Source organism: Neptuniibacter sp. CAU 1671, assembly GCF_029222905.1.
GTDB lineage: Bacteria > Pseudomonadota > Gammaproteobacteria > Pseudomonadales > Balneatricaceae > Neptuniibacter.
Map to the genome: position 1 here is coordinate 284513 of NZ_JARHUE010000002.1, position 25986 is coordinate 310498.

General features: G+C 53.4%; 26 protein-coding genes. 12 read left to right on the forward strand and 14 right to left on the reverse strand.

The annotated features are described in order from the left end of the window. Window positions 1-29: 29 nt before the first annotated feature. Window positions 30-644: a DoxX family protein gene (locus P2G53_RS05315; RefSeq protein ID WP_275814878.1), complete on the forward strand. Its 615-nt coding sequence runs from the start codon at window positions 30-32 to the stop codon at window positions 642-644. Here the strand turns inward: P2G53_RS05315 and P2G53_RS05320 are convergent. The 5 genes from P2G53_RS05320 to P2G53_RS05340 all read right to left on the reverse strand — a co-directional run bounded on the left by P2G53_RS05320 (window position 613) and on the right by P2G53_RS05340 (window position 4410). Next, a complete protein-coding gene (locus tag P2G53_RS05320; protein WP_275814881.1) occupies window positions 613-804 on the reverse strand; it encodes a hypothetical protein in 192 nt (63 codons plus the stop codon). The two genes, P2G53_RS05315 and P2G53_RS05320, sit on opposite strands and share 32 nt — an antisense overlap. Before the next feature lie 104 nt (window positions 805-908). Then, window positions 909-1250 carry a hypothetical protein gene (locus P2G53_RS05325; protein ID WP_275814884.1) on the reverse strand — a complete coding sequence of 114 codons (342 nt, stop codon included), beginning with the start codon at window positions 1248-1250 and terminating at the stop codon, window positions 909-911. Then, window positions 1247-1993, reverse strand: coding sequence for a tRNA (N6-threonylcarbamoyladenosine(37)-N6)-methyltransferase TrmO (tsaA, locus tag P2G53_RS05330; protein WP_275814887.1), 747 nt, complete (start codon window positions 1991-1993; stop codon window positions 1247-1249). The genes P2G53_RS05325 and tsaA overlap by 4 nt, the downstream gene beginning before the upstream one ends. Window positions 1994-2027: 34 nt before the next feature. Further along, window positions 2028-3665, reverse strand: a complete 1638-nt coding sequence (locus tag P2G53_RS05335; RefSeq protein WP_275814890.1) for a Na/Pi cotransporter family protein — start codon at window positions 3663-3665, stop codon at window positions 2028-2030. A gap of 61 nt (window positions 3666-3726) precedes the next feature. Then, window positions 3727-4410, reverse strand: a complete 684-nt coding sequence (locus P2G53_RS05340; protein WP_275814893.1) for a ComF family protein — start codon at window positions 4408-4410, stop codon at window positions 3727-3729. Between the two features lie 97 nt (window positions 4411-4507). On the opposite strand from P2G53_RS05340, the gene bioB reads away from it, so the two are divergent. The 7 genes from bioB (at window position 4508) to P2G53_RS05375 (ending at window position 10242) form a co-directional block, all read left to right on the forward strand. Next, the gene (gene bioB / locus P2G53_RS05345) at window positions 4508-5551 is read left to right on the forward strand and encodes a biotin synthase BioB (RefSeq protein WP_275814896.1); all 1044 of its coding nucleotides are present in this window, start codon (window positions 4508-4510) and stop codon (window positions 5549-5551) included. A 45-nt stretch (window positions 5552-5596) separates the two neighbouring features. Next, window positions 5597-6754, forward strand: coding sequence for an 8-amino-7-oxononanoate synthase (gene bioF / locus P2G53_RS05350; protein WP_275814899.1), 1158 nt, complete (start codon window positions 5597-5599; stop codon window positions 6752-6754). Next, complete coding sequence (bioH, locus tag P2G53_RS05355; RefSeq protein WP_275814902.1) at window positions 6751-7518, forward strand: pimeloyl-ACP methyl ester esterase BioH; 768 nt, start codon at window positions 6751-6753, stop codon at window positions 7516-7518. Before bioF ends, bioH begins: the two co-directional genes overlap by 4 nt. Then, window positions 7511-8305, forward strand: coding sequence for a malonyl-ACP O-methyltransferase BioC (bioC, locus tag P2G53_RS05360; RefSeq protein WP_275814905.1), 795 nt, complete (start codon window positions 7511-7513; stop codon window positions 8303-8305). The genes bioH and bioC overlap by 8 nt, the downstream gene beginning before the upstream one ends. A 12-nt stretch (window positions 8306-8317) precedes the next feature. After that, window positions 8318-9007: a dethiobiotin synthase gene (gene bioD, locus P2G53_RS05365; RefSeq protein ID WP_275814908.1), complete on the forward strand. Its 690-nt coding sequence runs from the start codon at window positions 8318-8320 to the stop codon at window positions 9005-9007. A gap of 71 nt (window positions 9008-9078) precedes the next feature. After that, on the forward strand, window positions 9079-9351 hold the full coding sequence (locus tag P2G53_RS05370) for a hypothetical protein (RefSeq protein WP_275814911.1): 273 nt from the start codon (window positions 9079-9081) through the stop codon (window positions 9349-9351). Window positions 9352-9411: 60 nt separating this feature from the next. Beyond that, the gene (locus tag P2G53_RS05375; RefSeq protein ID WP_275815253.1) at window positions 9412-10242 is read left to right on the forward strand and encodes a putative metalloprotease CJM1_0395 family protein; all 831 of its coding nucleotides are present in this window, start codon (window positions 9412-9414) and stop codon (window positions 10240-10242) included. A 2-nt stretch (window positions 10243-10244) separates the two neighbouring features. On the opposite strand, the gene P2G53_RS05380 is transcribed toward P2G53_RS05375, so the two are convergent. The 4 genes from P2G53_RS05380 to xseA are packed head-to-tail and all read right to left on the reverse strand — an operon-like array spanning window position 10245 to window position 13875. Continuing rightward, on the reverse strand, window positions 10245-11012 hold the full coding sequence (locus P2G53_RS05380) for an alpha/beta fold hydrolase (protein WP_275814913.1): 768 nt from the start codon (window positions 11010-11012) through the stop codon (window positions 10245-10247). Between the two features lie 25 nt (window positions 11013-11037). Next, entirely contained in the window at window positions 11038-11664 is a 627-nt protein-coding gene (locus P2G53_RS05385) for an FKBP-type peptidyl-prolyl cis-trans isomerase (RefSeq protein WP_275814916.1), read from the reverse strand. 37 nt (window positions 11665-11701) lie between these two features. Beyond that, complete coding sequence (locus P2G53_RS05390; RefSeq protein ID WP_275814918.1) at window positions 11702-12526, reverse strand: peptidoglycan DD-metalloendopeptidase family protein; 825 nt, start codon at window positions 12524-12526, stop codon at window positions 11702-11704. Window positions 12527-12528: 2 nt separating this feature from the next. Then, a complete protein-coding gene (xseA, locus tag P2G53_RS05395) occupies window positions 12529-13875 on the reverse strand; it encodes an exodeoxyribonuclease VII large subunit (RefSeq protein WP_275814921.1) in 1347 nt (448 codons plus the stop codon). 179 nt (window positions 13876-14054) lie between these two features. Here xseA and guaB point away from each other — a divergent pair, with 179 nt between their 5' ends. The 3 genes from guaB to tadA all read left to right on the forward strand — a co-directional run bounded on the left by guaB (window position 14055) and on the right by tadA (window position 17776). Next, window positions 14055-15524: an IMP dehydrogenase gene (gene guaB, locus P2G53_RS05400; protein ID WP_275814924.1), complete on the forward strand. Its 1470-nt coding sequence runs from the start codon at window positions 14055-14057 to the stop codon at window positions 15522-15524. Window positions 15525-15615: 91 nt separating this feature from the next. Then, a complete protein-coding gene (gene guaA, locus P2G53_RS05405) occupies window positions 15616-17196 on the forward strand; it encodes a glutamine-hydrolyzing GMP synthase (RefSeq protein WP_275814927.1) in 1581 nt (526 codons plus the stop codon). Window positions 17197-17272: 76 nt separating this feature from the next. Continuing rightward, the gene (gene tadA, locus P2G53_RS05410) at window positions 17273-17776 is read left to right on the forward strand and encodes a tRNA adenosine(34) deaminase TadA (protein WP_275814930.1); all 504 of its coding nucleotides are present in this window, start codon (window positions 17273-17275) and stop codon (window positions 17774-17776) included. Between the two features lie 35 nt (window positions 17777-17811). On the opposite strand, the gene P2G53_RS05415 is transcribed toward tadA, so the two are convergent. From P2G53_RS05415 to mltF, 4 genes are all read right to left on the reverse strand, one after another. Then, entirely contained in the window at window positions 17812-18561 is a 750-nt protein-coding gene (locus P2G53_RS05415) for a phosphate/phosphite/phosphonate ABC transporter substrate-binding protein (RefSeq protein ID WP_275814933.1), read from the reverse strand. 15 nt (window positions 18562-18576) lie between these two features. Beyond that, on the reverse strand, window positions 18577-19038 hold the full coding sequence (locus P2G53_RS05420) for a PAS domain-containing protein (RefSeq protein WP_275814936.1): 462 nt from the start codon (window positions 19036-19038) through the stop codon (window positions 18577-18579). A 43-nt stretch (window positions 19039-19081) separates the two neighbouring features. Next, window positions 19082-19447 (reverse strand): roadblock/LC7 domain-containing protein, encoded by a 366-nt coding sequence (locus tag P2G53_RS05425; protein ID WP_275814939.1) that lies wholly within the window; start codon window positions 19445-19447, stop codon window positions 19082-19084. Between the two features lie 163 nt (window positions 19448-19610). Further along, window positions 19611-21089 (reverse strand): membrane-bound lytic murein transglycosylase MltF, encoded by a 1479-nt coding sequence (gene mltF / locus P2G53_RS05430; RefSeq protein ID WP_275814942.1) that lies wholly within the window; start codon window positions 21087-21089, stop codon window positions 19611-19613. Between the two features lie 106 nt (window positions 21090-21195). Here mltF and purL point away from each other — a divergent pair, with 106 nt between their 5' ends. Beyond that, complete coding sequence (gene purL / locus P2G53_RS05435) at window positions 21196-25098, forward strand: phosphoribosylformylglycinamidine synthase (protein WP_275814944.1); 3903 nt, start codon at window positions 21196-21198, stop codon at window positions 25096-25098. 137 nt (window positions 25099-25235) lie between these two features. Here the strand turns inward: purL and P2G53_RS05440 are convergent, their stop codons facing one another. Next, the gene (locus P2G53_RS05440; RefSeq protein ID WP_275814947.1) at window positions 25236-25853 is read right to left on the reverse strand and encodes an OmpA family protein; all 618 of its coding nucleotides are present in this window, start codon (window positions 25851-25853) and stop codon (window positions 25236-25238) included. Window positions 25854-25986 lie beyond the last annotated feature (133 nt).

The window sequence follows — 25986 nt, forward strand, 5'->3', positions numbered from 1 at the left end:
GGAATTTTAATTGATCAAGGAGGCCTGTCATGGCTAACCCGATTGCGCGTTTTGCCTGCAAACTGCAGCAAACACTTGATATGACCCGTTGTGCAGAGGGTCTGGCACCATTGCTTTTACGGCTCTATCTGGCCCCGGTACTGATGCAGGCGGGCTGGAATAAACTCTCGCATTTTGAAGATACCGCGGCCTGGTTTGGTAATCCCGACTGGGGTCTGGGTCTGCCATTTCCGGAATTGATGGCGGCACTGGCAGCGGGTACGGAGTTTTTTGGTGCCATTCTGTTGATTGTTGGTCTTGGCGTGCGTTGGGTGAGCATTCCGTTGATGGTGACCATGCTGGTAGCTGCGTTTGCGGTGCATTGGCCCAATGGCTGGCTGGCAATCACCGATGCCAGCAGCTGGCTGGCCAATGACCGGGTCATGGCAGCCTCTGAACGTCTTGCTGTCGCGCGGGACATACTGCGTGAGCACGGTAACTACAACTGGTTAACAGAACATGGCTCTGTTGCCATGTTGAACAACGGGATCGAATTTGCGATCACCTATTTTGTCATGTTGTTCAGTCTGTTTTTTACCGGAGGTGGGCGTTATTTCAGTCTGGATTACTGGATTAAGCGTTATTGCTCACAGAGATGTGCATGATTGAATCGCGCATTAAAGAACTGCAGGCGTCGGCATACCAGTGTGTGGCGCCTAGCCACTGCTGCATATCTTTTGCTTCATAGATCTGCTCAATGTAGCTGTCCCAGAGGGCAGCTGCATTACCGATCAAATTTTCATATTGCTCCAGATTTTCGATCATGCACATGCTTGCCTCGGTTGCGTGTAACTCACGCAGTTTGAGTCTGTTTGTTGCGGTGCAATATAATATCTGGTTAAACTTTAGTCAAATGTTTACGAAGAGATTCAGAGGGATTTTTCCGGTCTGGATTCGTTGGCAGATGAGGCCGATTTCAGGGCTTCCAGCCAGGCTTCCAGCAGTGGCTGGCAGGCTTCGCCTGAATCCAGGGCATTTTTCAGAGCATCCACCAGGGATTGGTCCGGATCCTGTTTCAGCGCTTGCTGATCATCCATGCACTGCATGTAATTCTTCAGGTAAATCTTGCTGGTATCAGACTGCTGCTGCATTAATTCAGGCAGTTGTTGCAGCCATAGTTGCCAGTGCTCGGGTATTGGCGACTCTTCGGCTGAAGTCACTGCAGAAAATGTAAGCATCATCAGGGCAAGGGTTATATAGATTCTTTTCATGAGTTTTGGGTTACCTCGCTCCAGTGGGTGCCGGGAATCAGGGGCGATACGTCCTGAACTTCAATTTCAGTACGCCGGATACAAAAACGGATGTTCAGGTCATGCAGCTGCACACCAAACACCCGGTCCTCATCCTCACGATCATAGGCCGGGCGTGGGTCGCAACGTAACAGTTCGGTGATCTGAGCTTCCAGGGGTTCCTCTATCTTGGCTGCCAGGATTTTGCACTGCTGCTGCGCCTGTTCAGCGAACACCACCGGCAGATCCAATTCGCCTATCTGTTCAACCAGATCAAATCGCGCTTCAGCCACACAATCAGAATAGGGCAGGTAGGGCTTTATATCGATGATGGGGGTGCCATCCAACAGATCAGCCCCACTGACATGCAGGGTCAGTTTGCCGTCTGTCTGTTCAATCTTTTCTAGTTTGACCGCTGACATGCCGATTGGGTTGGGCCGGAAAGGTGAGCGGGTGGCAAACACGCCATAACGCTTTTTACCCATACGCGGGGGTTGCACAGTGGGGCGCCAGCCCTGATCGGCAGTGGCACTGAAGATAAACAGCAGCCAGATATGGGTACAGTGTTCCAGGCCACGCACCATCTCCTGACGGTTAAAACCCGGCAAAAGTTCTATCTGGCTGATAATTCGGGTGGCGAGTCTGGGTTGCCGCGGGATACCGAATTTTTGTCGATATGGACTGTGAACCCGGGCGATGGGGGTGATGCTGTAGTGGTTTTGCATAAGGGTATCTGTCGCAAGTGATGCGGGTATTTTATCAGTCGCTATGCACAGGGTCATGCACGGTTGGCTGGCGGTGTTGCATTGGCAACATGCTGCTCCAGTAACGGGCTGCTTTTTCCACCTGCTGGCTCAGTTGATGTATCTGACTGAGACTGTCGAGCAGCTCAAGGCTGTCGGTGGTGGACAGGTGACCGGCAACGGTCCATTCCAGTACGCTGTTTTTGAGCCGCTGGTAATGTTTTTCCAGCTGTAGAAATTGCTGGTGAGGCGCGCTGGTTTCGCAACGATCTGGAGTGATTTCACAGCTGTCGATGAGTTGGATGGCGGCTTGCTGATATTCAATCAGCTGATGTGTCAGTGACTGATCGGCCAGTGAATTCAGAACGTCATAGTATTGCGGCAGTCGTGCAGCCAACTGTGCGATATGGCCGTAATACCGGGTAACTCGCAGGGCTACAGGCAGCAGGGTGCTGGTTTCATCTGACAGGCTTTCACGGGCGATTTTCTGGTTGTACTCAATGATATGGCTACAGAGTTCCAGGATGGCATCACGCTCCTGTTCCAGCCGGGCAATGTTTGAGGCTTCAGTGCTTATTGCTTCCCGTGCCAGTCTGGAGGTGTGCTGGCTGACCCGGGCCAGTTCCTGACTCATGGCTTCAAGGGCCAGGCTGGGGGTCGGAAGAATGTTGCGATCCAGATATTGTGGCTCGGACAGTGTTTCACTTTGGGTGCGGAACCACTTCAGCAACAGCTGACTGAGACGGGGGATCAGGCCCCAGAACAGGATAATACCCAACACATTAAAGACGCTGTGGAAGGCGGCCAGCAGTATCACCGGATCTCTGTGCTCAGGGAGCTGATCCAGTTGTTGTCGTAATGAAATCAGGAGCAGGAAGCCGATCAGCCCGGTGATGAGATTAAACAGCACATGTACCGCGGCAATGCGTTTTGCATTAACGGTTGCACCTATGACAGCCAACACTGCTGTCGAAGTAGTGCCCAGATTAGCGCCAATGACGGCGGCCGCCATCATGCTGACGGGTAAGGCAGTGCTGGCGATCAACGACAGTATCACCACCATCGCCGCTGAAGAAGACTGCATCAGCAGGGTCAGCACAAAACCTGCCATCAATGCACTGAGCAGCCCCAGGATGCCGGTAGCTTCGGCCTGCAGACTGATGGTTTGTTCGATGCTCTCAAGCGCTGTTTTCAGCAGGTCCAGACCGACAAAAAACAGGCCAAATCCGGCCAGAGCTGTACCCAGATGTGCAATCTTGCGATGCCCTCCTGCCAGTCGCAGGGCCATGCCCAGTGTCACCAGAGGGAGGGCAAACAGATGGGTGGCCACCTTGAAGCCGATCAGGGCAACCAGCCAGCCGGTGGCCGTGGTGCCCAGATTGCAGCCCAGAATGACAGATATGGACTGTCTGAGGTTTAGCAGACCTGCATTGACAAAACCGATGGTGGCGACAGTCACAGCGCTGGAGGATTGCACCATGGCGGTAATCAGAGTGCCCGAACAGAAGCCGCGCCAGTCAGACTTGGTGCCGGATTGAAGAATCGTTTTCAGTTGCCGGCCTCCAGCCTGTTTGAGCCCTTCGGTCATTAACTGCATACCCAGCATAAACAGGGCTAAGCCCCCAAGCAGTCCTGAAATTGTCTCTAGATCCATTAAGTTGCACTCATTACAGCGGTGTCTATGTCCATTGTAGGTGGCTTTTGTGATCTGCACATCAGGGGGTGCGAGCGAGTACCCAGGCATCTACCCGTTGTGCACCCTGCTGCTTGAGTACCCGACTGGCTTCGTTCAGCGTCGCACCGGTGGTCATTACATCGTCGATTAACACAACATGAGAGCTGATGTTGCCTCTGCATTGAAACACACCTTTCAGATTTTTTTGCCGGGCGGCTTTACTCAGTCTGTGCTGTTGCTCGGTGGCCGTTGTTTTTATCAACCGATCTTTGTGCACCGGGATGTTAAGTAACTTGCCTAAACAGTCAGCCAGCAGAGAGGACTGATTGAACCCCCGGCGCTGCTGGCTTAACCAGTGCATGGGAATCGGTATCAGGCAATCAGGTCTGGGCTGGTCCTGAAAATGTTGTTTGGCCAGTTGCGCAAGATGCCCCAGATAGCCTGGTTGTCCACGGCTTTTAATCCGCTGGATGCAGTGATCAATGGGAAATTTATATAACAGCAGCGCAGATACCTGGTCGAAGCTGGGTGGATGTTTGATACAGTCGGCACAGAGTGCAGGGCTGTTAAGTGACAGCGGCAAGGCGCAGCGTTGGCATGTGGAACCCGGCCAGGGCAGGTCGACACGACAGCCGGGGCAGATACTTTCGGCCGAATAGCAGCGGCCGTGACAGAAAATACACTGCTTATAAAATAAACAGCAGTTCTCGTATAGGAAAGTCATTGGTTGACAGCTCCTTCTGTCATTATAAAATGGCCTCTATACATGCAGCCACCACTCCCATCACTCCGGGCTGCTGATATTCGAGGAATACCTTACGATGCAAGCTAACGCCGAGATTCGACACAACTGGACTGAAGCCGAAGTCAAAGCCCTGCTGGATCTGCCATTTAACGATCTGCTCTTCCGTGCGCAAACCGTGCATCGTCAATACTTTAATCCAAACGAAGTTCAGGTCAGTACTCTGCTATCGATCAAAACCGGCGCTTGTCCTGAAGATTGTAAATATTGTCCGCAGAGCGGTCATTATAATACAGGCCTGGAAAAGCAGCGGCTGATGGAAGTGGAAGCGGTGATTGAAAAGGCCAAACAGGCTAAAGCCACCGGTTCTACCCGTTTCTGTATGGGCGCCGCCTGGAAACATCCCTCTGACAAAGATATGCCGTATGTTGTAGAGATGGTAAAGCAGGTGAAAGCACTGGGTCTGGAGACCTGCATGACCCTGGGTATGCTGGATCAGGACAAGGCGGGTCAGTTGGCTGAAGCCGGTCTTGATTATTACAACCACAATCTGGATACCTCGCCTGAGTTCTACGACAAGATCATCACCACCCGTACCTATCAGGATCGTCTGGATACGCTACAAAACGTGCGTGACTCAGGCATGAAGATCTGTAGCGGTGGTATTCTCGGCATGGGTGAAACCCAGACTGACCGTATTGGTTTGCTCTGCCAGCTGGCTAACATGCCGGTACAGCCGGAAAGCGTGCCGATCAATATGCTGGTTAAGGTTGAGGGGACTCCGCTGGAAAACGTGGAAGATCTCGACCCGCTGGACTTTATCCGTACCATCGCGGTAGCGCGTATCATGATGCCGGCATCCCATGTGCGTCTGTCTGCCGGTCGCGAAAAAATGAGCGATGAGATGCAGGCGATGACGTTCTTTGCCGGGGCTAACTCGATTTTCTACGGTGAATGTCTGCTGACTACGCCGAACCCGGAAACACACCGCGACCTGCAGTTGTTCAAGCGCCTGGGTATCAATCCGGAGCAGCGTATCTCTGAATCCGATGATACGCAGGAAGCCGCGTTGCTCAATAACCTGCAGAAGCAGCAAGACAACACGCACTTCTACGAAGCTTAATGAACGGGCACAGCCGTGCCCCTTTTAATCTGTACGAGTTACCCGATGTCCTTTGATACGCTGGGCGCTGATCTGTTAGCCCGCAAAGAAGCGTCACTTTACCGTGAACGTCGTACCCTTCAGTCTCCACAGGCCCCTGAAGTGCTGGTGGATGGCCGCCGCTGTCTGGCGTTTTGCTCCAATGATTATCTGGGGCTGGCCAATCACCCCGAGGTTATTCGTGCTCTGCAGGACGCGGCTAACCAGTATGGTGTCGGTGGCGGAGCTTCACATCTGGTGAATGGCCACAGTCAGGCGCATCACGCACTGGAAGAAGCGCTGGCAGAGTTTACCGGCCGGCCAAGAGCGTTGCTGTTTTCCACCGGTTATATGGCTAATCTGGGTGCGGTCAATGCGCTGCTCAGCAAGCAGGATGCTGTGTTTGAAGACCGTCTGAATCATGCTTCTCTGCTGGACGCGGGTTTACTGTGTGGCGCCCGTTTTCAACGTTACCTGCATAATGATCCTGAAAGTCTGGCGCAGAAACTGGCCAGGACCGAGGCGCGTCGTAAACTGGTGGTCACCGACGGTGTCTTCAGTATGGATGGCAACCTGGGCAACCTGCCTGAACTGGCCGCCGCGGCGAAGGCGGCAGGGGCATGGCTGATGGTAGATGATGCCCATGGTTTTGGTTGTCTGGGCCAGCAGGGCGGCGGCTGTGTTGAATATTTCAATCTGGGCATGGATGACGTGCCGGTGCTTGTAGGCACCCTGGGTAAAGCCTTTGGCACCGCTGGAGCCTTTGTGGCGGGCAGTGAAGAACTGATTGAAACCCTGATCCAGTTTGCCCGTACCTATATCTATACCACCAGTATGCCACCCGCTGTGGCCGCGGCGACGCTGACCAGCCTGCGTCTGCTGAGAGAAGAAAACTGGCGACGTGATAAGCTCAATGCACTGGTAGGTCAGTTCCGCAAAGGCTGTGAACAGCTTGGCCTGACCCTGATGGATTCCTTTACCCCCATCCAGCCGATCGTCATTGGTGATGCCGCCCGGGCCATGCAGATCAGCCAGAATCTGGAAGCACAGGATATTTTTGTTGGCGCTATCCGGCCGCCGACTGTGCCACAGGGCACAGCCCGGTTACGGGTGACTCTGTCAGCTGTGCATACGGAAGAGCAGGTGGATCGTCTGCTGGACGCACTGGAGAGTGCTACCCGATGAAACTCTACACGGAATCCTACCCAAATGAGGGTGCGCCAGAACTGGTGTTATTACACGGTTGGGGCATGAGCAGTGATATCTGGCAGCCGCTGCTACCTGAGCTCTCTCGTCGTTATAGTCTCACGCTGATCGACCTGCCGGGGCTTGGTCGGTCGCCTGCGCTGCCAGAGCCCCTGACCCTCAGCTCTGTGGTGGATGCGTTATTATCTGCCGCGCCTGAAACAGCCAACTGGCTGGGGTGGTCCCTTGGCGGGCAGCTGGCACTGGCCTGTGCTGCTGCGGCTCCTGAACGGGTTGAACGGCTGGTTACTGTGGCTTCAAATCCCTGTTTTGTGCAGTGTGACGACTGGGACTGTGCCATGGAGGAAGCTGTTTTCGCCGGGTTTGAAACTGCATTGCAGGATCAGCCTGCAAAAACCCTGACCCGATTTATGATGCTGCAAACGCAGGGCGCTGAAGCGGGCAAAGAAACCCTGAAACAGTTACGCGAGATCCAGCAGTCACTGTCCCACGCGATGTTGCCGCAAACCCTGCAATTGCTCCGCGAGGATTGTCGTGAGCTGCTGGCAAAACTCAGCATGCCTGTGATGCAGATCTTTGGTGAACGTGATCAGCTGGTGCCTCAGTCGGTAGCGCAGGCCTGCGCCTCGCTAACCGGTCGGTTCTCTCATCTCTATTCAGGTGCGGGTCACCTGCCATTCCTGTCTCACCCGGATCTGTTTTGTCAGGACCTGAAAGCCTTTCTGGAGAGACCCGTTGGTTGAATCGCAGCGCCTGAAAAAGCAGCGGGTCGCGGATTCCTTCAGTCGTGCGGCCGACAGTTATGACCGGGTAGCGGAGCTGCAGCGTTCTGTTGGCGGGCGGTTAAGTGAGTTTTTGCCAGCGTTTACGCCGCAGGTGGTAATGGATCTTGGCTGCGGTACCGGCTATTTCGGCGAGCAACTCAGGGCGCAATATCCTGATGCATCTTTGCTGAATCTGGATCTTGCCGAGGGCATGCTGCAGTATGCGCGCAAGCACAGGCCGTTGCGGAATGCCCAGTGGCTCTGTGGTGATGCAGAGGCGCTGCCGCTGCAGAATCAGTCGGTGGATCTGATTTTTTCCAGCCTGGCGATTCAGTGGTGTGAACAGCCAGCACTGCTGTTCAGTGAAGTGTCCCGGGTCCTGAAACCCGATGGATATTTTGTTGTGGCGACGCTGGGACCTGATACCTTAAAAGAGCTGCGTCAGGCCTGGGCCTCTGTAGATGACTTTGTCCATGTGAATCGTTTTATTCCGCTGGCAGATCTGCAGAATAATCTGCCTGCTAACCTGCATTGTACCCAGCAGCAGGAGGAGATCAGGCTGCTGAAATATGCACAACTGAAACAGCTGACTGATGAACTTAAAGAGCTGGGTGCACATAATGTGAATCAGGGACAGGCAACGGGTCTGACCGGACGGCAGCAGATCCGCCAGTTTCGGGCCGCCTATGAGGCGCAGCGACTCAACGACGACACACTTCCGGCCACTTATCAGGTCTACTATCTCGTCTTTCAACGCACATTCTGACAGGACTTTTCCATGGCGAAACAGGCTTATTTTGTCACAGGAACCGATACCGATGCCGGTAAAACGGTGGTCTCAGCAGGCTTGCTGCAGGCCGGTAATAACCGGGGTTGGAAAACGCTGGGCCTGAAACCGATAGCGGCAGGTTGTGAAGAAACCCCGGACGGACTCAGAAACAGCGATGCCTTATTGTTGCAGCAAACCGCCTCGGTTGAACTGAGCTACGATCAGGTCAATCCGGTCAGTTTTGCACCGCCAATCGCCCCGCATATTGCTGCCATGCAGTTGCGGCGACAGCTCAGTGCAGATCGTATCGCGGCGTACTGCCGTGGTGCCCTGATGCAGAGTGCTGATCTGGCAATTATTGAAGGTGCCGGTGGTTGGCGTGTTCCTCTCAGTTACCGTGAAACATTGGCGGCTGTCCCCCGGTTGCTCGAGCTGCCGGTGATTTTGGTGGTCGGCATGAAGCTGGGCTGTATTAACCATGCCCTGCTGACGGCAGAAAGTATTGCCCGTGATGGTCTGCCGTTGGCCGGCTGGGTGGCAAACCGGGTTGATCCCGATATGGCCTGTTACGAGGAAAATATGGCGAGCCTGAAAGCCATGTTACGCGCACCGTTGCTGGGTGAAGTGCCCTGGTTGTCATCCCCAGAGCCGGCTGCCGTGGCGACTCATCTTGATCTGGATAAACTGGCTGTACAGTAACTGTACAGTTTTATCTGCTGGTCTATACTCTGGTGTAGCTGTTATCTGAACGCTACACCATAGGTTGCTCCATGAATATTCCCAGTGTTTATCAGGCGGTTCAGCAGTTTCCTGCGCGCAATACAGAATCCAGTCCGCCTCGCGACAGCGCAGCACCCAATCCAGTAAATACACCAGGTCAGGTGTCCCCAGCGGAAGAAACCTCAACCTCTTCTGCTGCTCAGGGCGCCCAATCAGTTGCTGCGTCTGAGCAGGGACAAAACCTGAGTGAGCTGGCGACGACTTTAGTGAACGCATCCGGCAGGCCCCTTGAGCCCGGTGCCATTATTGATCTGTTTATCTGAAAGGCCAGCCTCAGGAAGGGTTGACCGGAGTAGACAACAAGAGGGAGCAGTATCGTGCAGATGAACCTGGCAGTCACTGCGCCAGCGCAATCTCTGAATACCTCAGGGAGGGGCAGTGTCGCGCCTGTATCTGCTATTTCCTCGGCCAGCACCACCCGTGAAGCAAATGCATCTGATGTCGATGTGACCCTATCCGAGGCTGCAAAAAATCGCCTGTTGAATGAACAGCAGGGGGCTGCATCAAATCAGGCACAACCCGCGGCAAACACAGCTATTAATTCCAACGGGGCCGCACAGAATGCTTCATTTGATCCCGAACAGCAGCAACTGATCCGCCAGCTTGCGCAACGTGACAGTGAAGTCCGAAACCATGAACGGATACATGCAACGGTAGGCGGACGTTATACCTCGGCGCCCAGCTATACCTACGAACGCGGGCCGGATGGCCGCCTTTATGCGGTGTCTGGTGAAGTGCAGATCGATACCACGCCAATTCCCAATAACCCGCAGGCAACTCTGGAAAAAGCCACAATGGTACAGCGGGCGGCTTTGGCAGTGCCTGATCCCTCTCCGGCTGATCGCAACGCCGCAGCTCAGGCCCGAGTGATGGCAGCTGAAGCGCGTGCTGAAATTGCCCGGGTAGCGCGTAGTGACTCAGTGGAGAGTGAGAATGCAACGCCTGTGGTACGGGAGACGACACAGGTAGAAAAAACTGAAACTGATGCAGAACGGATTGATGACACAGAAGATCAGCCGAATCAGTTTGAGTTAAACAGTGCCCGCATGGCTGCTATTAGCCAGCAACTGGCGGAACTTAACCGCAAACTCTTCGATGCCGGTGTGATGGAGCAGCTTTATCCTGCCGGTTCTCTGGTTGACCTGACGGTCTGAACTCAGCTTTCGCTTAACAGGAAACGTCGAACAATGCCGGTAAACTCGGTAGGTTGCTCTGCATGGGGCCAGTGACCGGTGTTGCGCATGATCTGGTAACCAGCGTTGGGGAAGTGGCTGAGAATGGTCGAGCGGTACTCGCCCAGCAGGTAATCGGAATTCCCCCCTTTGATAAACAGAGTCGGGCCTTTGAACGGCTCGCCATGGGGCGCGGCGGCAATCTCATCGTAATTTTGGAAGAGACCTTCCAGATTCATTCTCCAGCCAAAACTGTTCTGTTCCTTGCGGTACAGATTAGTCAGCAGAAAAGCCCTGACGCTGGCTTCAGGAATATGTACTGCCAACTGTTCATCGGCGTCGTTTCTTGATTTCAGTGACGCCAGGTCGATTGAGCGTAACCCTTCAAATACATTGTCATGTTGCCGGGGGTAACGCACGGGTGCGATATCAACCACAATCAGCTTTTTAACGTAATCTGCGTGGTTCAGCGCCAGTTGCATGGCTACCTTGCCACCCATGGAGTGACCCAGAATATGGGCCTCATCAAAGCCAAGCTGATCCAGCAATTTGACAATATCCCTGGCCATAATGTCATAGGTCATCAGCGGGTCATGGGGTGATTTGCCGTGATTGCGCAGGTCGACGCAGATAACGTGAAACTCGGCGGCCAACTGGCGGGCAATGCCCGCCCAGTTGCCAAGGGAGCCAAACAGACCGTGCATGATAATCAGCGGAGGACCTTCGCCCTGAGTCTGAAAATTCAGTTGCATATTGGACTCCCTAAGGTGCCAGAAATTAAAGGATATCGAGCAGTTCTACATCAAAGATCAGGGCTGAGTAGGGCGGAATGCCACCCGGAGAACCCTGAGCGCCGTAAGCCAGCTGATAAGGAATGTAGAGACGCCATTTGGCGCCGGTGTTCATCAGCTGCAGCGCTTCAGTCCAGCCTGCAATCACGCCGCCAACAGGAAACTCAGCTGGCTGACCGCGGTTGTAAGAGCTGTCGAAGACCTTACCGTCGATAAAGGTGCCGTGATAATGGGTGCGGACTTTGGAAGACTTGGAAGGCTTCTCAGAACTGCTGTCACCGGCTTCAACAATTTCATACTGCAGACCGGATTCCAGGACCACGACTTCTGAGCGCTTGGCATTTTCCGCCAGGAAGTTTTCACCTTCAGCGGCGGCAGCTTTAGCTTCCGCTTCACGGGCTTCGCGAATACGATCATTGATGGTATTAAACGCCTGCTGGATTTTGGCAGCGTCTACACGCAGGCTTTCACCCTGGTAAGCATCTGAAATCCCCAGTGCAACTGCATTCAGATCAAGGCCTTCAAAGCCGTTCTGTGCCAGTTGATCGCCCATCTGGCGTCCGATGCCGTAGCTGGCATGTTGCTCCAGTGATTCAAGTGTTGTGTCAGTCATTATTCATTCCAATCGGTTGGGTGTTGGCCGAAGCCCTTTACTCTGAAAGAAACAGTGTGGGGTCGACCCGGGTGTTATTCAAGCTCACGCTCCAATGTAAGTGCGCACCGGTGACGCGTCCGGTTTTACCTACAGCGCCAATGATATCCCCCGGCTTGAGCTGATCACCTTCGGTGACATCGATACGACTCATATGGCAATACAGGGTGGTCAGGCCAAAACCGTGGTCGATGATCACAGTGTTGCCGTTAAAAAAGTACTCGCCGGTATCGACCACGATGCCTGCAGCCGGTGCAGTGATGGGTGTACCCTGTGGGGCGGCAATATCCAGACCGCTATGGGGTTTGCGCGGTTGCTCATTAAAAAAACGTTTCAGGCCAAAAGCGCTGCTAAAGGGACCCTGAGTCGGCAGGCCAAATGTTGTCACCGGCTGTGACGGTTCACTCCAGGCAACAAACGCCTTGTTCATCTTTGTCCGTTCGCGTTGCCAGCGCGCGACATCCTCCGGGTTTGGATCGACATGACGTTTGTTGGGTACCGTCAGGTATTGCGCCTCGTACGCTTTGTCCTGAATTGAAAAATAGAACGAAGTGCCCTCAGAGCGAACATGCTGTTGTTCAGTGATTTTGGCGCTCAGCGGGATACCAACTACCGCGACCCATTTTGCCTGATCGGCAAATTCGGTATTGATACTGGGAATGACCATCACGCGATTGCTGCGATACCAGGTTGAGGGCAGGTGAGCCGTGTTGATACCTTTCAGCGGCAGCAGTGCTACGCCACCGGGCACTCTGGATTCTTTGGGCAGTGCCAGTGCTGAGAGGGGTAACAATAAACTCAGAAACAATATCAATGTGCGCATAGTTAATCCGGTTGAGTTGCGTTTACAGTGCAAAGCAGGCTGCCTTTGTGCAGGCGGGCAGATACCTGATCGCCGGGTTGTATGTCGGTTGTGGCAGTCAATACATGCCCCTGCTGGTCCGTCACAATGGCATAGCCGCGCTCCAGTGTTGCCAGTGGGCTGATGCCTTGCAGGCGAGCCACTGCCATGGCCAGTTGCTGTTTTTTCAGGCGGACAAGCACTTCAGACTGGCGGGTCAACTGACGGTTCAATGTATTGAGTTTTTCCTGCAGCCGTTGCCTTAGCTGCTCAGGTGAACGGTATTTGAGCCGTGTGCTCAGCTGGTTGAGTCGATCCTGTTTGGACTGCAGCCGTCTTTGCAAGGCCTGCATTAATCGCAGCTCAAGATGATCCAGCCGCTGGGCCTGTTCACGCAGGGTTTGTCCCGGATGGCGTAAGCGCGCTTTCAGACTCTGGAGTTGCTGCCGTTGCTGCTGGATGCGTTGGCGTGTGCTGCGTTGCAGACGCTGTTCCAGCTGGCGTAAGCGAAATTGCAGTTGCTGGCGGTCCGGACTCAGTAATTCGGCAGCGGCAGAGGGGGTAGGGGCTCGCAGATCCGCGACAAGATCAGAGATCACCACATCCACTTCATGGCCTACGGCACTGACAACCGGCAATGAACAGTTGAAGATAGCCCGCGCGACGCGCTCTTCATTAAACGGCCAGAGATCTTCCAGCGAACCACCGCCGCGGCCGATGATCAGGACATCACATTGGGCATGTTGTTCGGCAAGACGTATCGCCTGACAGATCTGTCCCGCTGCATCGGCACCCTGCACCGCGGTGGGGTATAAGGTGATAGGCAAGGCAGGAAAGCGGCGTTTAAAAACCGTCAGAATGTCATGTATGGCCGCGCCGGTGGCTGAGGTGATAACACCAATATGTCTTGGGTGGGTGGGCAGGGGTCGTTTATGACCGGTATCAAACAGGCCTTCCTGCTGCAGTTTGTTTTTCAGGTCTTCATAGGCGCGCTGCAGGGCGCCACTGCCTTCCGGTTCAAGCGATTCGCAAATCAGCTGATAATCACCGCGGCCTTCATACAGGCTGACCTTGGCGCGTACCTGAACCCGATCACCCTGCTTGGGGATGCTGCTCAGACGTTGATTGTATTGACGGAATAACGCACAACGCACCTGCGCCCGCTCATCTTTCAGGGTGAAATACCAGTGGCCGGAACTAGGGCGGACAAAATTGGAAATCTCCCCCACCACCTGAATGGTGAGAAAAGCACGTTCCAGCAGGTTTTTGACCTGTCGGTTGAGCTCGCTGACACTCAGCGCAAGCGGAGTCGGGTTAAATTGTTCTGACATGACGCCATGGTATATGAACTGTTAAGAAGTTGGCAGTGAGTCCTCTTACTTTTAACCCGAATATGCGTGCTGAATCACTGGCGTTTATCGACTTTTGCACTAGATTTGGATTGTCCGTAATTGGGCAAATCTGTATAATTTCGCGTTTAACTTTTTACTGGACTACAGGCGGGCATAGAATGTTGCGAATTGTTGAGGAAGCACTCACTTTTGACGATGTGTTGCTGGTTCCGGGCTACTCTGAGGTATTGCCCAAGGACGTATCCCTGAAAACTCGCCTGACCCGCGAGATTCAACTGAATATTCCGCTGGTCTCCGCCGCGATGGACACTGTAACTGAATCCTCCCTGGCGATTGCCATGGCGCAGGAAGGCGGTATTGGCATTATTCACAAAAACCTGACCATTGATCAGCAGGCCGCAGAAGTCCGCAAGGTCAAGAAATTTGAGTCTGGTGTTGTGAATGACCCTGTGACCTGTCGTTCCGATATGACCGTGGGTGATCTACGTCAGCTGGCGATTGAAGTCGGCTTTTCAGGTTTTCCGGTAGTCGATGATGGCAATCTGGTCGGTATTGTCACAGACCGGGATTTCCGTTTTGAACACAAGATGGAAGCCTCTGTTGCCTCCATTATGACGCCCAAAGATCGTCTGGTGACAGTGAAAGAGGGTGTGGACCCTGATGTTGTACGCAACCTGCTGCGTAAACACCGTATTGAAAAAATTCTGGTGGTGGATGATGCCTTTAAACTGCAGGGCATGATGACCGTTAAGGATATGAACAAAGCCCAGTCTCACCCAAATGCAGCAAAAGACAGCCGCGGCCGTCTGCTGGTGGGTGCTGCGGTGGGTACCGGTCAGGAAACGCCGGATCGTGTTAAAGCGCTGGTAGATGCCGGTGTGGATGTGATCATTGTAGATACCGCCCATGGTCACTCCAAAGGTGTGATCGACCGCGTAGCCTGGGTGAAGCAGAATTTCCCGCAGGTTCAGGTGATTGGGGGTAACATCGCCACGGCTGAAGCGGCGATTGCGCTGGCGGATGCCGGTGCGGATGGTGTGAAAGTGGGCATTGGCCCCGGTTCTATCTGTACCACTCGTATTGTTGCCGGGGTTGGCGTGCCTCAGATCAGCGCAGTTGCTAATGTGGCTGCAGTGATGAATGAGCGTGGTATTCCGGTTGTGGCGGATGGTGGCGTGCGTTTCTCCGGCGATCTGGCTAAGGCGATTGTTGCGGGTGCATCTACCATTATGGTGGGTTCGATGCTGGCGGGTACCGACGAAGCCCCAGGCGAAGTTGAGCTGTTCCAGGGCCGTGCGTTTAAATCCTACCGTGGCATGGGTTCTCTGGGTGCCATGGGTCAGAGCACCGGCTCGTCTGACCGTTACTTCCAGGATGCCTCCAAAGGCGTTGAGAAGTTGGTGCCGGAAGGTATCGAAGGCCGTGTGCCATGCAAGGGTCCTATGGGCGGTGTGGTGCATCAACTGGTGGGTGGTCTGCGCGCTGCGATGGGTTACACCGGCAGTGCTACCATTGAAAATATGCGCACCGTGCCGCAGTTTGTTCGCATTACCAATGCGGGCATGCAGGAAAGCCACGTGCACGATGTCAGCATCACCAAAGAAGCACCTAATTATCGGGTTGGTTAACAACTTCGGATTCCAGAAGTGGGGTGGTAACTGAGCTGCCCCATTTTTTTTTTGCAGGCCCAGTCGCCGGCAAAGTGAGAGACACAAGGCCATGACCAAAGATATTCATGCACAGCGTATTCTGATTCTGGATTTTGGTTCCCAGTACACACAATTGATTGCCCGTCGTATTCGTGAAATCGGCGTGTATTGTGAGATTCATGCCTGGGATATGCCTCCTGAAGAGATCGAGGCGTTTGCACCCAAGGGTATTATTCTTGCGGGTGGTCCGGAGTCAGTTACAGAAGGTAATTCACCGCGGGCACCAGAGCTGGTGTTCGATATGGGTGTGCCGGTACTGGGTATCTGTTATGGCATGCAGACCATGGCTGAGCAGCTGGGCGGCAAGGTCAGCACATCTGACAAACGCGAGTTTGGTTATGCGCAGGTGCGTCTGGACAGCAGCCCGAGCCGTTTGCTGGAAGGCATTGAGGACCATGTTGCCAATCATGGCGGCCTGTTGCTGGATGTCTGGATGAGTCACGGTGATAAGGTCACTACACTGCCAGAGGGTTTCACGGTCATCGCGTCAACTGACAGCGCGCCGATTGCGGCGATGTGCCATCCGCAGAAAAAACTGTTTGGTGTGCAGTTCCATCCGGAAGTGACCCATACCAAACAGGGCGGCCGTATCCTTGAGCGTTTTGTCATTGAAATCTGCGGTACGGATGCGTTGTGGAACTCTGCCAACATCATCAATGATCAGATTGAAAAAGTCCGCCAGCAGGTGGGTAATAACAAGGTCCTGCTTGGCCTGTCGGGTGGTGTGGATTCCTCTGTGGTTGCGGCGCTGCTGCATAAAGCCATTGGTGATCAGCTGACCTGTGTGTTTGTTGATAATGGCCTGCTGCGTAAAGCAGAAGGTGATCAGGTTATGGATATGTTCGCCAAAAATATGGGCGTACGTGTGATCCGTGCCGATGCTGAAGAACTGTTTCTGGGGCGTTTGGAAGGTGAAAACGACCCGGAGAAAAAACGCAAAATTATCGGTAATACCTTCATTGAAGTCTTCGATGATGAAGCGACCAAACTCAAGGATGTGAAGTTCCTGGCGCAGGGTACGATCTATCCGGACGTGATTGAATCAGCGGCCGCTAAAACCGGTAAGGCGCATGTAATCAAATCACACCATAATGTGGGTGGCCTGCCGGAAGATATGCAGTTTGAGCTGGTTGAACCCCTGCGTGAGCTGTTCAAGGATGAGGTGCGTAAGCTCGGTCTTGAACTGGGTCTGCCATACGATATGGTGTACCGCCATCCATTCCCGGGTCCGGGTCTGGGTGTGCGTATTCTGGGCGAAGTCAAAAAAACCTATGCAGACATTCTGCGCGAAGCTGATGCGATCTTTATTGAAGAGCTGCATAACTCTGGCTGGTATCACAAAACCAGTCAGGCCTTTGCCGTATTCCTGCCGGTAAAATCCGTGGGTGTTGTGGGTGATGGTCGTCGTTACGAGTATGTAATTGCGCTGCGTGCGGTAGAAACCATCGACTTTATGACAGCACGCTGGGCACACCTGCCATATGAACTGCTGGAAAAAGTCTCCAGCCGGATCATCAACGAGATCCCGCAGGTGTCACGCGTTACCTACGATGTCAGCTCCAAACCGCCTGCCACGATTGAGTGGGAGTGATTGATCAAAAGCCTGCTTAAGCAGGCTTTTTCATTCTATTCTGCATAATGTTGAGTTGATTGATGGTAAGTGGCAAATGAGTGAGACCGCTCAATCAGATGAGCTGTGGATGCATCAGGCGCTAACGCTGGCGGATCATGCTGAGCAGGCAGGTGAAGTGCCTGTGGGGGCAGTTGTCGTGCTGAATGGCGAGGTGATTGGTGAGGGTTGGAACCATCCTATCAGTGGTCATGACCCTACCGCGCATGCCGAGATAATGGCGTTGCGTGATGCGGCGAACCGTGTCGGTAATTATCGTCTGGTGGATGCTGATCTGTATGTGACCATTGAACCCTGTACCATGTGCGCAGGGGCGCTGGTACATGCCCGCATACGCCGTTTAATCTACGGTGCATCTGAACCTAAGTCCGGGGTTGTACAGAGTAATGGTCAGCTGCTCTCTCAGGCCTGGTTCAATCACCGGGTTGAGGTGGTTGCGGGTGTGCTGGCTGATCAGTGCAGCGCCAAGATCAGCCAGTTTTTTCAGCGTCGACGTGATGCCAAAAAAGCCAACCGCGGGTCTGACGCCGAGTCATCCTGATCGTCCCGGTTACGGCTTGTACGGCGCGGGAAACCTTAGTCCGGAATCAGGGTGTCGATCAGGTCGATCATAAACTCTGTTTGTTCTTCGCTCATGGGGTCCCAGCCGCTCAGGCCCATGTTTTCGAGTACGATGGCGCCTTTTTCATTATTTCCCATGGTCAGTAACTTTTCTTTCAGTTGCGGAATGTGGGACTGCATTTTGGGGCCGACCAGCAGGGCATGATGAATCACGCTGATCTGACTGCTGACGAGGACTTTCAGGTCTTTCCGTACCAGCTCAGATAACTCTTCATACGCATCCTTGAGAAAAAAACCGATATCCGCGCTGCCATTCAGTAACGCTTTGGCGACGACGACATATCCACCCACCGTGCGGGTGTTGATATTTGAGCGGTCTAGGTCGGCGGGTTCCAGCATGATCATTCCCATGGTATGCACGTCAGGATCATCGGTGGTAGCGACGGTAATGCCGGGTTTAAGGTCCTCAACGCTGTGAATGTCAGATGACCTCAGTGTCACAATCACGGTTTCATCGGGTCTGCGTGCGGGACGTGCTACAGCTTTAAAGCCCAGTTCCCGTACCAGCATTGAGGCGTCATAAGGGTTTGCATAAATCAGGTCGATGCTGCCGTTTTTCAGATCCTCTCGTTGCTGGGCAAAATCATCGTAGAGCTCCAGATGAATACCTACATCCAGTTGCCGTTGCAGCCAGGTATTGAAGTAGTACCAGCCGGAAATATGGCTCGGGGCGAAATCGGGACTCACGGTCAGGTTAAAGGTCATGGTCTTTCAATCCTCTTACATGAGTGTCGCGTAGAGCGTTTCGCTTTCAGAAATTTTGCTGCGCGAAGGTTTGCGCCGAACGGAGGTGTAGCCGACCAGCTTGCCATTGCGAATATTTGGAATCACGGTGGCTTTGACCCAGTAGTAACAGCCGTCTTTACGTAGGTTCTTGACATATCCGTGCCATTTCTTGCCCGACTCTATGGTTTTCCAGAGATCCTCAAAGGCCACGGTGGGCATATCCGGGTGACGCAGAATGGCGTGGTTGGCGCCGATCAGTTCCTCTTTGCTGTACCCTGACATCTCGACAAAAGCGCGATTTACATGGGTGATAATCCCCTTGGTATCGGTGCGCGATACAATCAACTTGCCATCGGGGTATGGCACCTCCTGATTGATGATTTCCGCTTCTCGGCGGGTGCCATCAAAGTAGCGTAGCGTGACTGTACGGGGACCCTGTTTATTCGCTTCCGGCATCTGTCTCACCTTCCTATATCGTTACTGACCGCTGAGTCGTGATTTACACAAGTACCTTGCCAATCTCATCAGCCGCTTTCCTGACATCGAAAAAGATCAGGCCCAGCCGTGCATTGGCGTTAGCGACTACTGTCAGTACGGCATCCTTGCTGGCATTGGTCATCAGGATGTAGCCCTTGTCCCCCTTGACCAGTACCTGCTCCATAACACCTCGGGCCAGTTCTTTGGCGGTGCGTTCGCCAAGTGAGAGCATGGCGGCGCTCATGGCACCCACCCGGTCTTCATCCAGGCCATGCGGCATCTGCGCCGCCATCATCAGACCGTCGATGGAGATCACTGCGCAGGCTTCAATGTCGGCGCTGGTGCCGTTGAGGTTTCTTAAAATGGAGGTCAGCATCTCGGCTCGCATTACGTGTCTCCTCTTGGTTAACAAGCCAGAGCAGCGTAAGTGATTCGGAGAAAATAGGAGTTGATCGTTATCAATAAATGGATAAAACAGATAAAAAAATTATTTATTTCAATAGCTTATTAATTTTTATCCGTTTTTTATCAACCCATTAAAAGTCGAAGGGCTATAGGGCTGGCAGGATATTTTCTTTGACTGTAGCTTGTTCCCAGCTGGGATGGTCGGGGTCAAAATCGGCTGCCTCGTCTTGCTGCCGGGTTTGCATTAACTGAATTTCCCAGTTGAGCAATTTAAGGTAGCGGCGAATATTACGCACATACTGTACCGGCTCATAGCCGCGGGCATAACCGTAGCGTACCTGTTTGTAATATTTCTCCTGGGTCAGCAATGGCAGATACTGTTTTACATCATCCCATTTGTCGGGATTTTTACCGGCTTTGGAGGTCAGTTTGCGCGCATCTTCCAGATGCCCGAAACCGACATTGTAGCCCGCCAGCGCAAACCAGATCCGATCCTGGCCCTGAATGCGTTCCGGGATTTTATCCATTACGCGGGTAAGGTAGTGAGCACCGCCAATAATGCTTTGCTGAGGATCGGTGCGGTCCGTTACACCTACTTCGGCGGCGGCGGCATTGGTCAGCATCATAATGCCACGTACTCCGGTAGGGGAGACCGCATCCGGATTCCAGTGGGATTCCTGATAGGCAATGGCGGCCAGCAGGTGCCAGTCGATGTCGGTTTCCTGTTCGCCCATGAGAAAATACTGTTCGAGGCTTGGGAACCGGGTTTGCATATGCTCTCTGAATGCTGCGGTATCATAAAAATTCAGGGGATTCTGGCGCTCAAAGTATTTGGTTTTCAGTTGCTCAATCAGCTCAAGGGTCTCGGGGCGGGCAAAAAATCGATCCAGCGCCATGGCCAGCGAGTTGTCATGATAGGGGGTAATCATCCAGGCCAGTGGTTGTGGGTCTCCGAGTTCCAGCGCGACTTCAACCCCGGGGAAGAATGAATGCTGGGCGTCAAACGCCACGCCATCAACCACCGTATAATCAATTTCCTGATTGTGAACCATCTCCATCAGCTCGATGGAGGAAAAATCCTGTGTTTCCTGCCAGACCAGCTCCGGCTGAGATTCTTTAAGTTTGGCAAGCAGAGAGGCATGGCTGCTGTCTGCGATGACAACAAGCTGTTTGTCAGGATTAGCGGCCTCTGCCAGCGTCGTCGGTTTTTTTTCACCCTGGGTGATGCGATAGATAAGGACTGCTGAGGTTTCCAGATACGCGGGTGAGAACTGGAACTCCTCCTCCCTGGAAGGGGTTACCGTCAGCATGGCCGCAGCAACGTGCCCATCACGGTGGCGCATGGTGGAGAATATGCTACTGAAATCGATGGGCACGATCAGTTCGAGTTTTACATCAAGGTAATCTGCAAAGGCTTTACCCAGCTCATATTCAAAGCCGGCAGGTTCGCCTTTATCCAGGAAATAGGTATTAGGGGAGTTGCGGGTCACCAGTTTCAGTACCCCGGCCTCCTGAATTGCAGCGAGCTGAGTCTTGCTGTTCCAGCTCAAAAGCACGGGAATGCAAAACATCAGCAGCAGCAATAGGGCATGTACGGCGTCTTTTTTACGTCTAAGGTCAAACATATACTGCTTTTCTGGCAACCCTTTGGCGGTTTCGGTAAAATCCGATGCCTGATTTTCTCCTGTAATCCCGGTTATCACCGGACCCGATCAAGAGGCTCACATCGAGATGCTGGCACTGCGCGGCGCACCCGCCCTTTCTGCTTTTCGCCACGAAAAGCTACTTTCCGTGATTCAGGCAACTGTACCCGAAGTTACCGGGCTATATGCTGAATTTATGCATTTCGCTGATCTGTCTGAACAGTTATCGGCTGAACAACAGGAAGTTTTGCAACAGATTCTTCGATATGGACCCAAGGCGGATGTTCAGGAACCCTCTGGGGATCTGTTTTTAGTTATCCCGCGCCTGGGTACGATATCGCCCTGGTCATCCAAGGCTACAGACATTGTGCATAACTGTGGCCTGCAGATGATTCGCCGTGTCGAACGCGGTATTGCTTATTATATTCAGTCATCGGTCGCGCTTGATCAAGCAGCACAGCAGGCTGTTGCCGCAATCCTGTACGATCGTATGGTCGAAACCGTACTGACTGATCTGTCAGCAGCCGCGGATCTGTTCCGTCAGGATGCACCGCAGCCCCTGACCGCCGTAGATATTCTGGCGGGTGGGCGGGACGCGCTGGCTGAGGCGAATGTTACGTTGGGGCTCGCGTTAGCGGATGACGAGATTGATTACCTGGTAACCAGCTTTGTTGACCTTGGGCGCAACCCAACAGATGTTGAGCTGATGATGTTTGCCCAGGCTAACTCTGAACACTGTCGCCACAAGATTTTTAATGCCTCCTGGGACATTGACGGTGAAGCTCAGCAGAAATCCCTGTTTGCCATGATCCGCAACACCAACGAGGTGGCGGGTGATAATGTATTGTCCGCCTACAAGGACAATGCGGCCGTGATGGTGGGTGCAACCGCGGGCCGTTTCTTCCCTGACGCGCAGAGCAAAGAGTATGGCTACCATCAGGAACCGATTCATATCCTGATGAAGGTCGAAACCCATAACCACCCAACGGCGATTGCACCGCATCCGGGCGCTGCGACCGGTTCTGGTGGTGAGATTCGTGATGAAGGCGCCACTGGTAAAGGTTCAAAACCGAAAGCGGGCCTGACCGGTTTTACCGTCTCTGATCTGAAAATTCCCGGCTTTGTACAGCCCTGGGAATCGGACTACGGCAAACCTGACCGCATTGTGACGCCGCTGGATATTATGATCGAAGGCCCTATTGGTGGGGCGGCGTTTAACAACGAATTTGGCCGTCCGGCACTGACCGGTTACTTCCGTACCTTTGAGCAGAAGGTCAACGGTGCGGCGGGCGAAGAAGTGCGCGGCTATCATAAGCCGATCATGATTGCCGGTGGTTTGGGGAACATCCGAGAAGAACACGTTGAAAAAGGTGAGATTCCGGTGGGTGCCAAGTTGATCTGTCTGGGCGGTCCTGCGATGCAGATCGGTCTGGGCGGTGGTGCTGCGTCCTCTATGTCTTCCGGTACATCTTCTGCTGATCTCGATTTTGCCTCTGTGCAGCGTGATAACCCGGAACTGGAACGCCGTTGTCAGGAAGTGATCGATCAGTGCTGGCAGTTGGGTGATGCTAACCCGATTGCCTTTATCCATGATGTGGGTGCAGGTGGTTTGTCCAATGCGTTCCCAGAGCTGGTAAAAGACGGTGAGCGTGGTGGTCGGTTTGAACTGCGGAACGTCAATAATGATGAACCGGGCATGTCACCGCTGGCGATCTGGTGTAACGAAGCACAGGAGCGTTACGTGCTGGCGGTTGCGCCGGAAGATATGGCGCGTTTTGAAGCGATCTGTGCCCGTGAGCGTTGCCCTTATGCCGTTGTAGGTGAAGCGACCGAAGAAAAACACCTGCAACTGAGTGATGCGCATTTTGGCAATAACCCGGTTGATCTGCCGATGAGTGTTCTGTTCGGCAAGCCACCCAAAATGCACCGTTCTGTTCAGCGTCAGGCCTATGAAGTCAGCGCGTTTGATGCCAGTGCACTTGAGTTGGCCGAAGCGGTTGAGCGGGTACTGAAATTCCCGGCGGTGGCGTCAAAATCCTTCCTGATCACCATTGGTGACCGTTCAATTACCGGACAGGTGGCACGGGATCAGATGGTGGGTCCGTGGCAGGTGCCGGTGGCTGACTGTGCGGTCACAACGGCCTCTTATGACAGCTATGCCGGTGAAGCGATGGCGATGGGTGAACGCACGCCGCTGGCGTTGATTGATGCGCCGGCATCAGGGCGGATGGCGATTGGTGAAACCATCACCAATATGGCGTCGGCACCGATTGCTGAGTTGCGTGACATTAAATTGTCTGCCAACTGGATGTGCGCCGCGGGTCATCCGGGCGAAGATGAAAAACTCTATGACACAGTGCGTGCTGTGGGTATGGAATTGTGCCCTGAACTGGGCATCACCATTCCGGTGGGCAAGGACTCCATGTCGATGCGCACTGTTTGGCAGGATGGTAACGAAAATAAATCGGTCACTGCACCGATGTCACTGATTATTTCCGGTTTTGCGCCTGTCTCCGATGTACGTCAGACCCTGACGCCACAGTTGCGTACGGATCTGGGTGAAACCGATCTGATTCTGCTGGATCTGGGGCAGGGGCAGAACCGTTTGGGTCTGTCTGTATTGGCCCAGGTGTATAATCAGGTGGGTCAGCAAGTACCGGATGTTGATGAAGCTGATCTGCTGGCGACTTTCTTTGCAGCGATTCAGGCATTGAATGCGCAGGGGCTGCTGCTGGCTTACCATGACCGCTCTGATGGCGGTTTGCTGGCGACCGTTGCAGAGATGGCATTTGCCGGTCATGTGGGCGTGGATATCAATCTCGACATGCTGGCCGGTGAAACCAGTGAGCTGGCAGCGGCGCTGTTTGCAGAAGAGCTGGGTGCAGTTATTCAGGTAAAACGTGAGCATCTCGAACAGGTGCTGACAGAACTGAATGCGGCAGGTCTGGGTGACATTGCTCAGGTAATTGGTTCGCCCAATTCGGATGACACGCTGAACTTCTATTTTGATGAAGAGGAAGTGTATTCGGAAAAACGCACAACGCTGCAGCGCTGGTGGGCGGAAACTTCCTATCGAATTCAGTCCCTGCGTGACAACCCTGAGTGTGCCAAGCAGGAGTTTGATGGCCTGCTGGATGCGGAAAATCCGGGTCTGCATGCTGACCTGAGCTTTGAGATTCAGGTTGATGTGGCAGCGCCCTACATCAACACCGGTGCGCGTCCTGAAATGGCGATTATTCGTGAGCAGGGCGTAAACGGTCAGATTGAAATGGCTGCGGCATTTGACCGTGCCGGTTTTGCTGCCCGTGATGTGCACATGAGCGACATCCTTGAAGGGCGTGTCTCGCTGGATCAGTTCAAAGGCCTGGTGGCCTGTGGTGGTTTCTCTTACGGTGATGTACTGGGTGCCGGTGAAGGTTGGGCGAAGTCGATTCTGTTCAACAGCCGTGCTCGTGATGAGTTCCAGCAGTTCTTCCAGCGTGCAGATAGTTTTGCTCTGGGTGTCTGTAACGGCTGTCAGATGTTGTCCAATCTGCATTCTCTGATTCCGGGTGCTGATTTGTGGCCTCACTTTGTGCGCAACCACTCTGAGCAGTTTGAGGCGCGTGTTGCCATGGTTGAAGTGATGGACAGTCCGTCAATCTTCCTGCAGGGCATGGCGGGTTCACGCATGCCGATCGCAGTGGCTCACGGTGAAGGCCGGGCTGAATTCAGTGGTGCAGATCATCTGGCTGCGCTGCAGGGGTCAGGTACAGTAGCGCTGCGGTATGTCGATAACTATGGCCTGCCAACTGAGCAGTATCCGGCTAACCCGAATGGTTCGCCGCAGGGTCTGACGGGTGTTACCACGCCGGATGGTCGTGTCACCATTATGATGCCGCACCCGGAGCGGGTATTCCGTGCCGTAACGAACAGCTGGGCACCGGATGAGTGGCAGGAGGATGGCGCATGGCTGCGTATGTTCCGTAATGCGCGGGTCTGGGTTGAATAACTGCACTCAATAATGAAAAAGGCATCCGGTTGGATGCCTTTTTTGTTTCTGTTTTATCGTGGCTTCGGTTCTGCAGGGTGATTTTTTCCAGGCACAAAAAAAGGTGCCGAAGCACCTTTTTTTAAGTCGCTTGCAGATTACTGCATGATCACTTTTTTACCAGTGATAGCGATTTCTACACGACGGTTAGCGCGCAGACAGTCGATCAGATCCGCACCGCGGTGACCTGTACAGGATTTCGCTGGTGCAGTTTCGCCCATGAAGCCAGTGGTGATTTTGTTGGCATCAACGCCGCCAGCAACCAGTGCGTCCTGAACTTTCAGTACGCGACGCTCAGACAGTGCGTCGTTGTATGCATTGGTACCGATACGGTCAGCGTGACCAACCAGACGCACTGCATCCAGTTCTTTCAGAGACGCGATGTAATCAGTGATATCTTTAACACTGTCGACTTTAGAGCTGTCGAAATCAAAATAAACAATGTGTTTTTCTTCAGCGTCAACCAGAACTGGTTTTGGAGTGTGTGGAGCAGGCGCTGGTTCTGGTGCAGCAACAACCGGTGCTACATAACCATCGCAGCCTTCAACTGCATTTTCTGGCTTCCAGAAGCCGTGACGCCAGCAACCACCAGTACCGGTTTTCCAGATGGTTTTACCCTGTACGTCCCAGTAGCCTTCATTTTCTGGATGTGCTTGAGCACCAGTGGCAAGGCCCATAGCCATTACCAGACCGGTAGCAAGTGCGAGTTTTTTCATGATTGCTGTCCTTACGTATGTGATTCTTTAATTAGAATGATAATAAACTGTGTGGTTATTACAACATTTCACCAGATTGCTTCAATAATGAAACAGTCGTAGAGGGGCTTTTGTGCAAACCACGTTTTTCCAG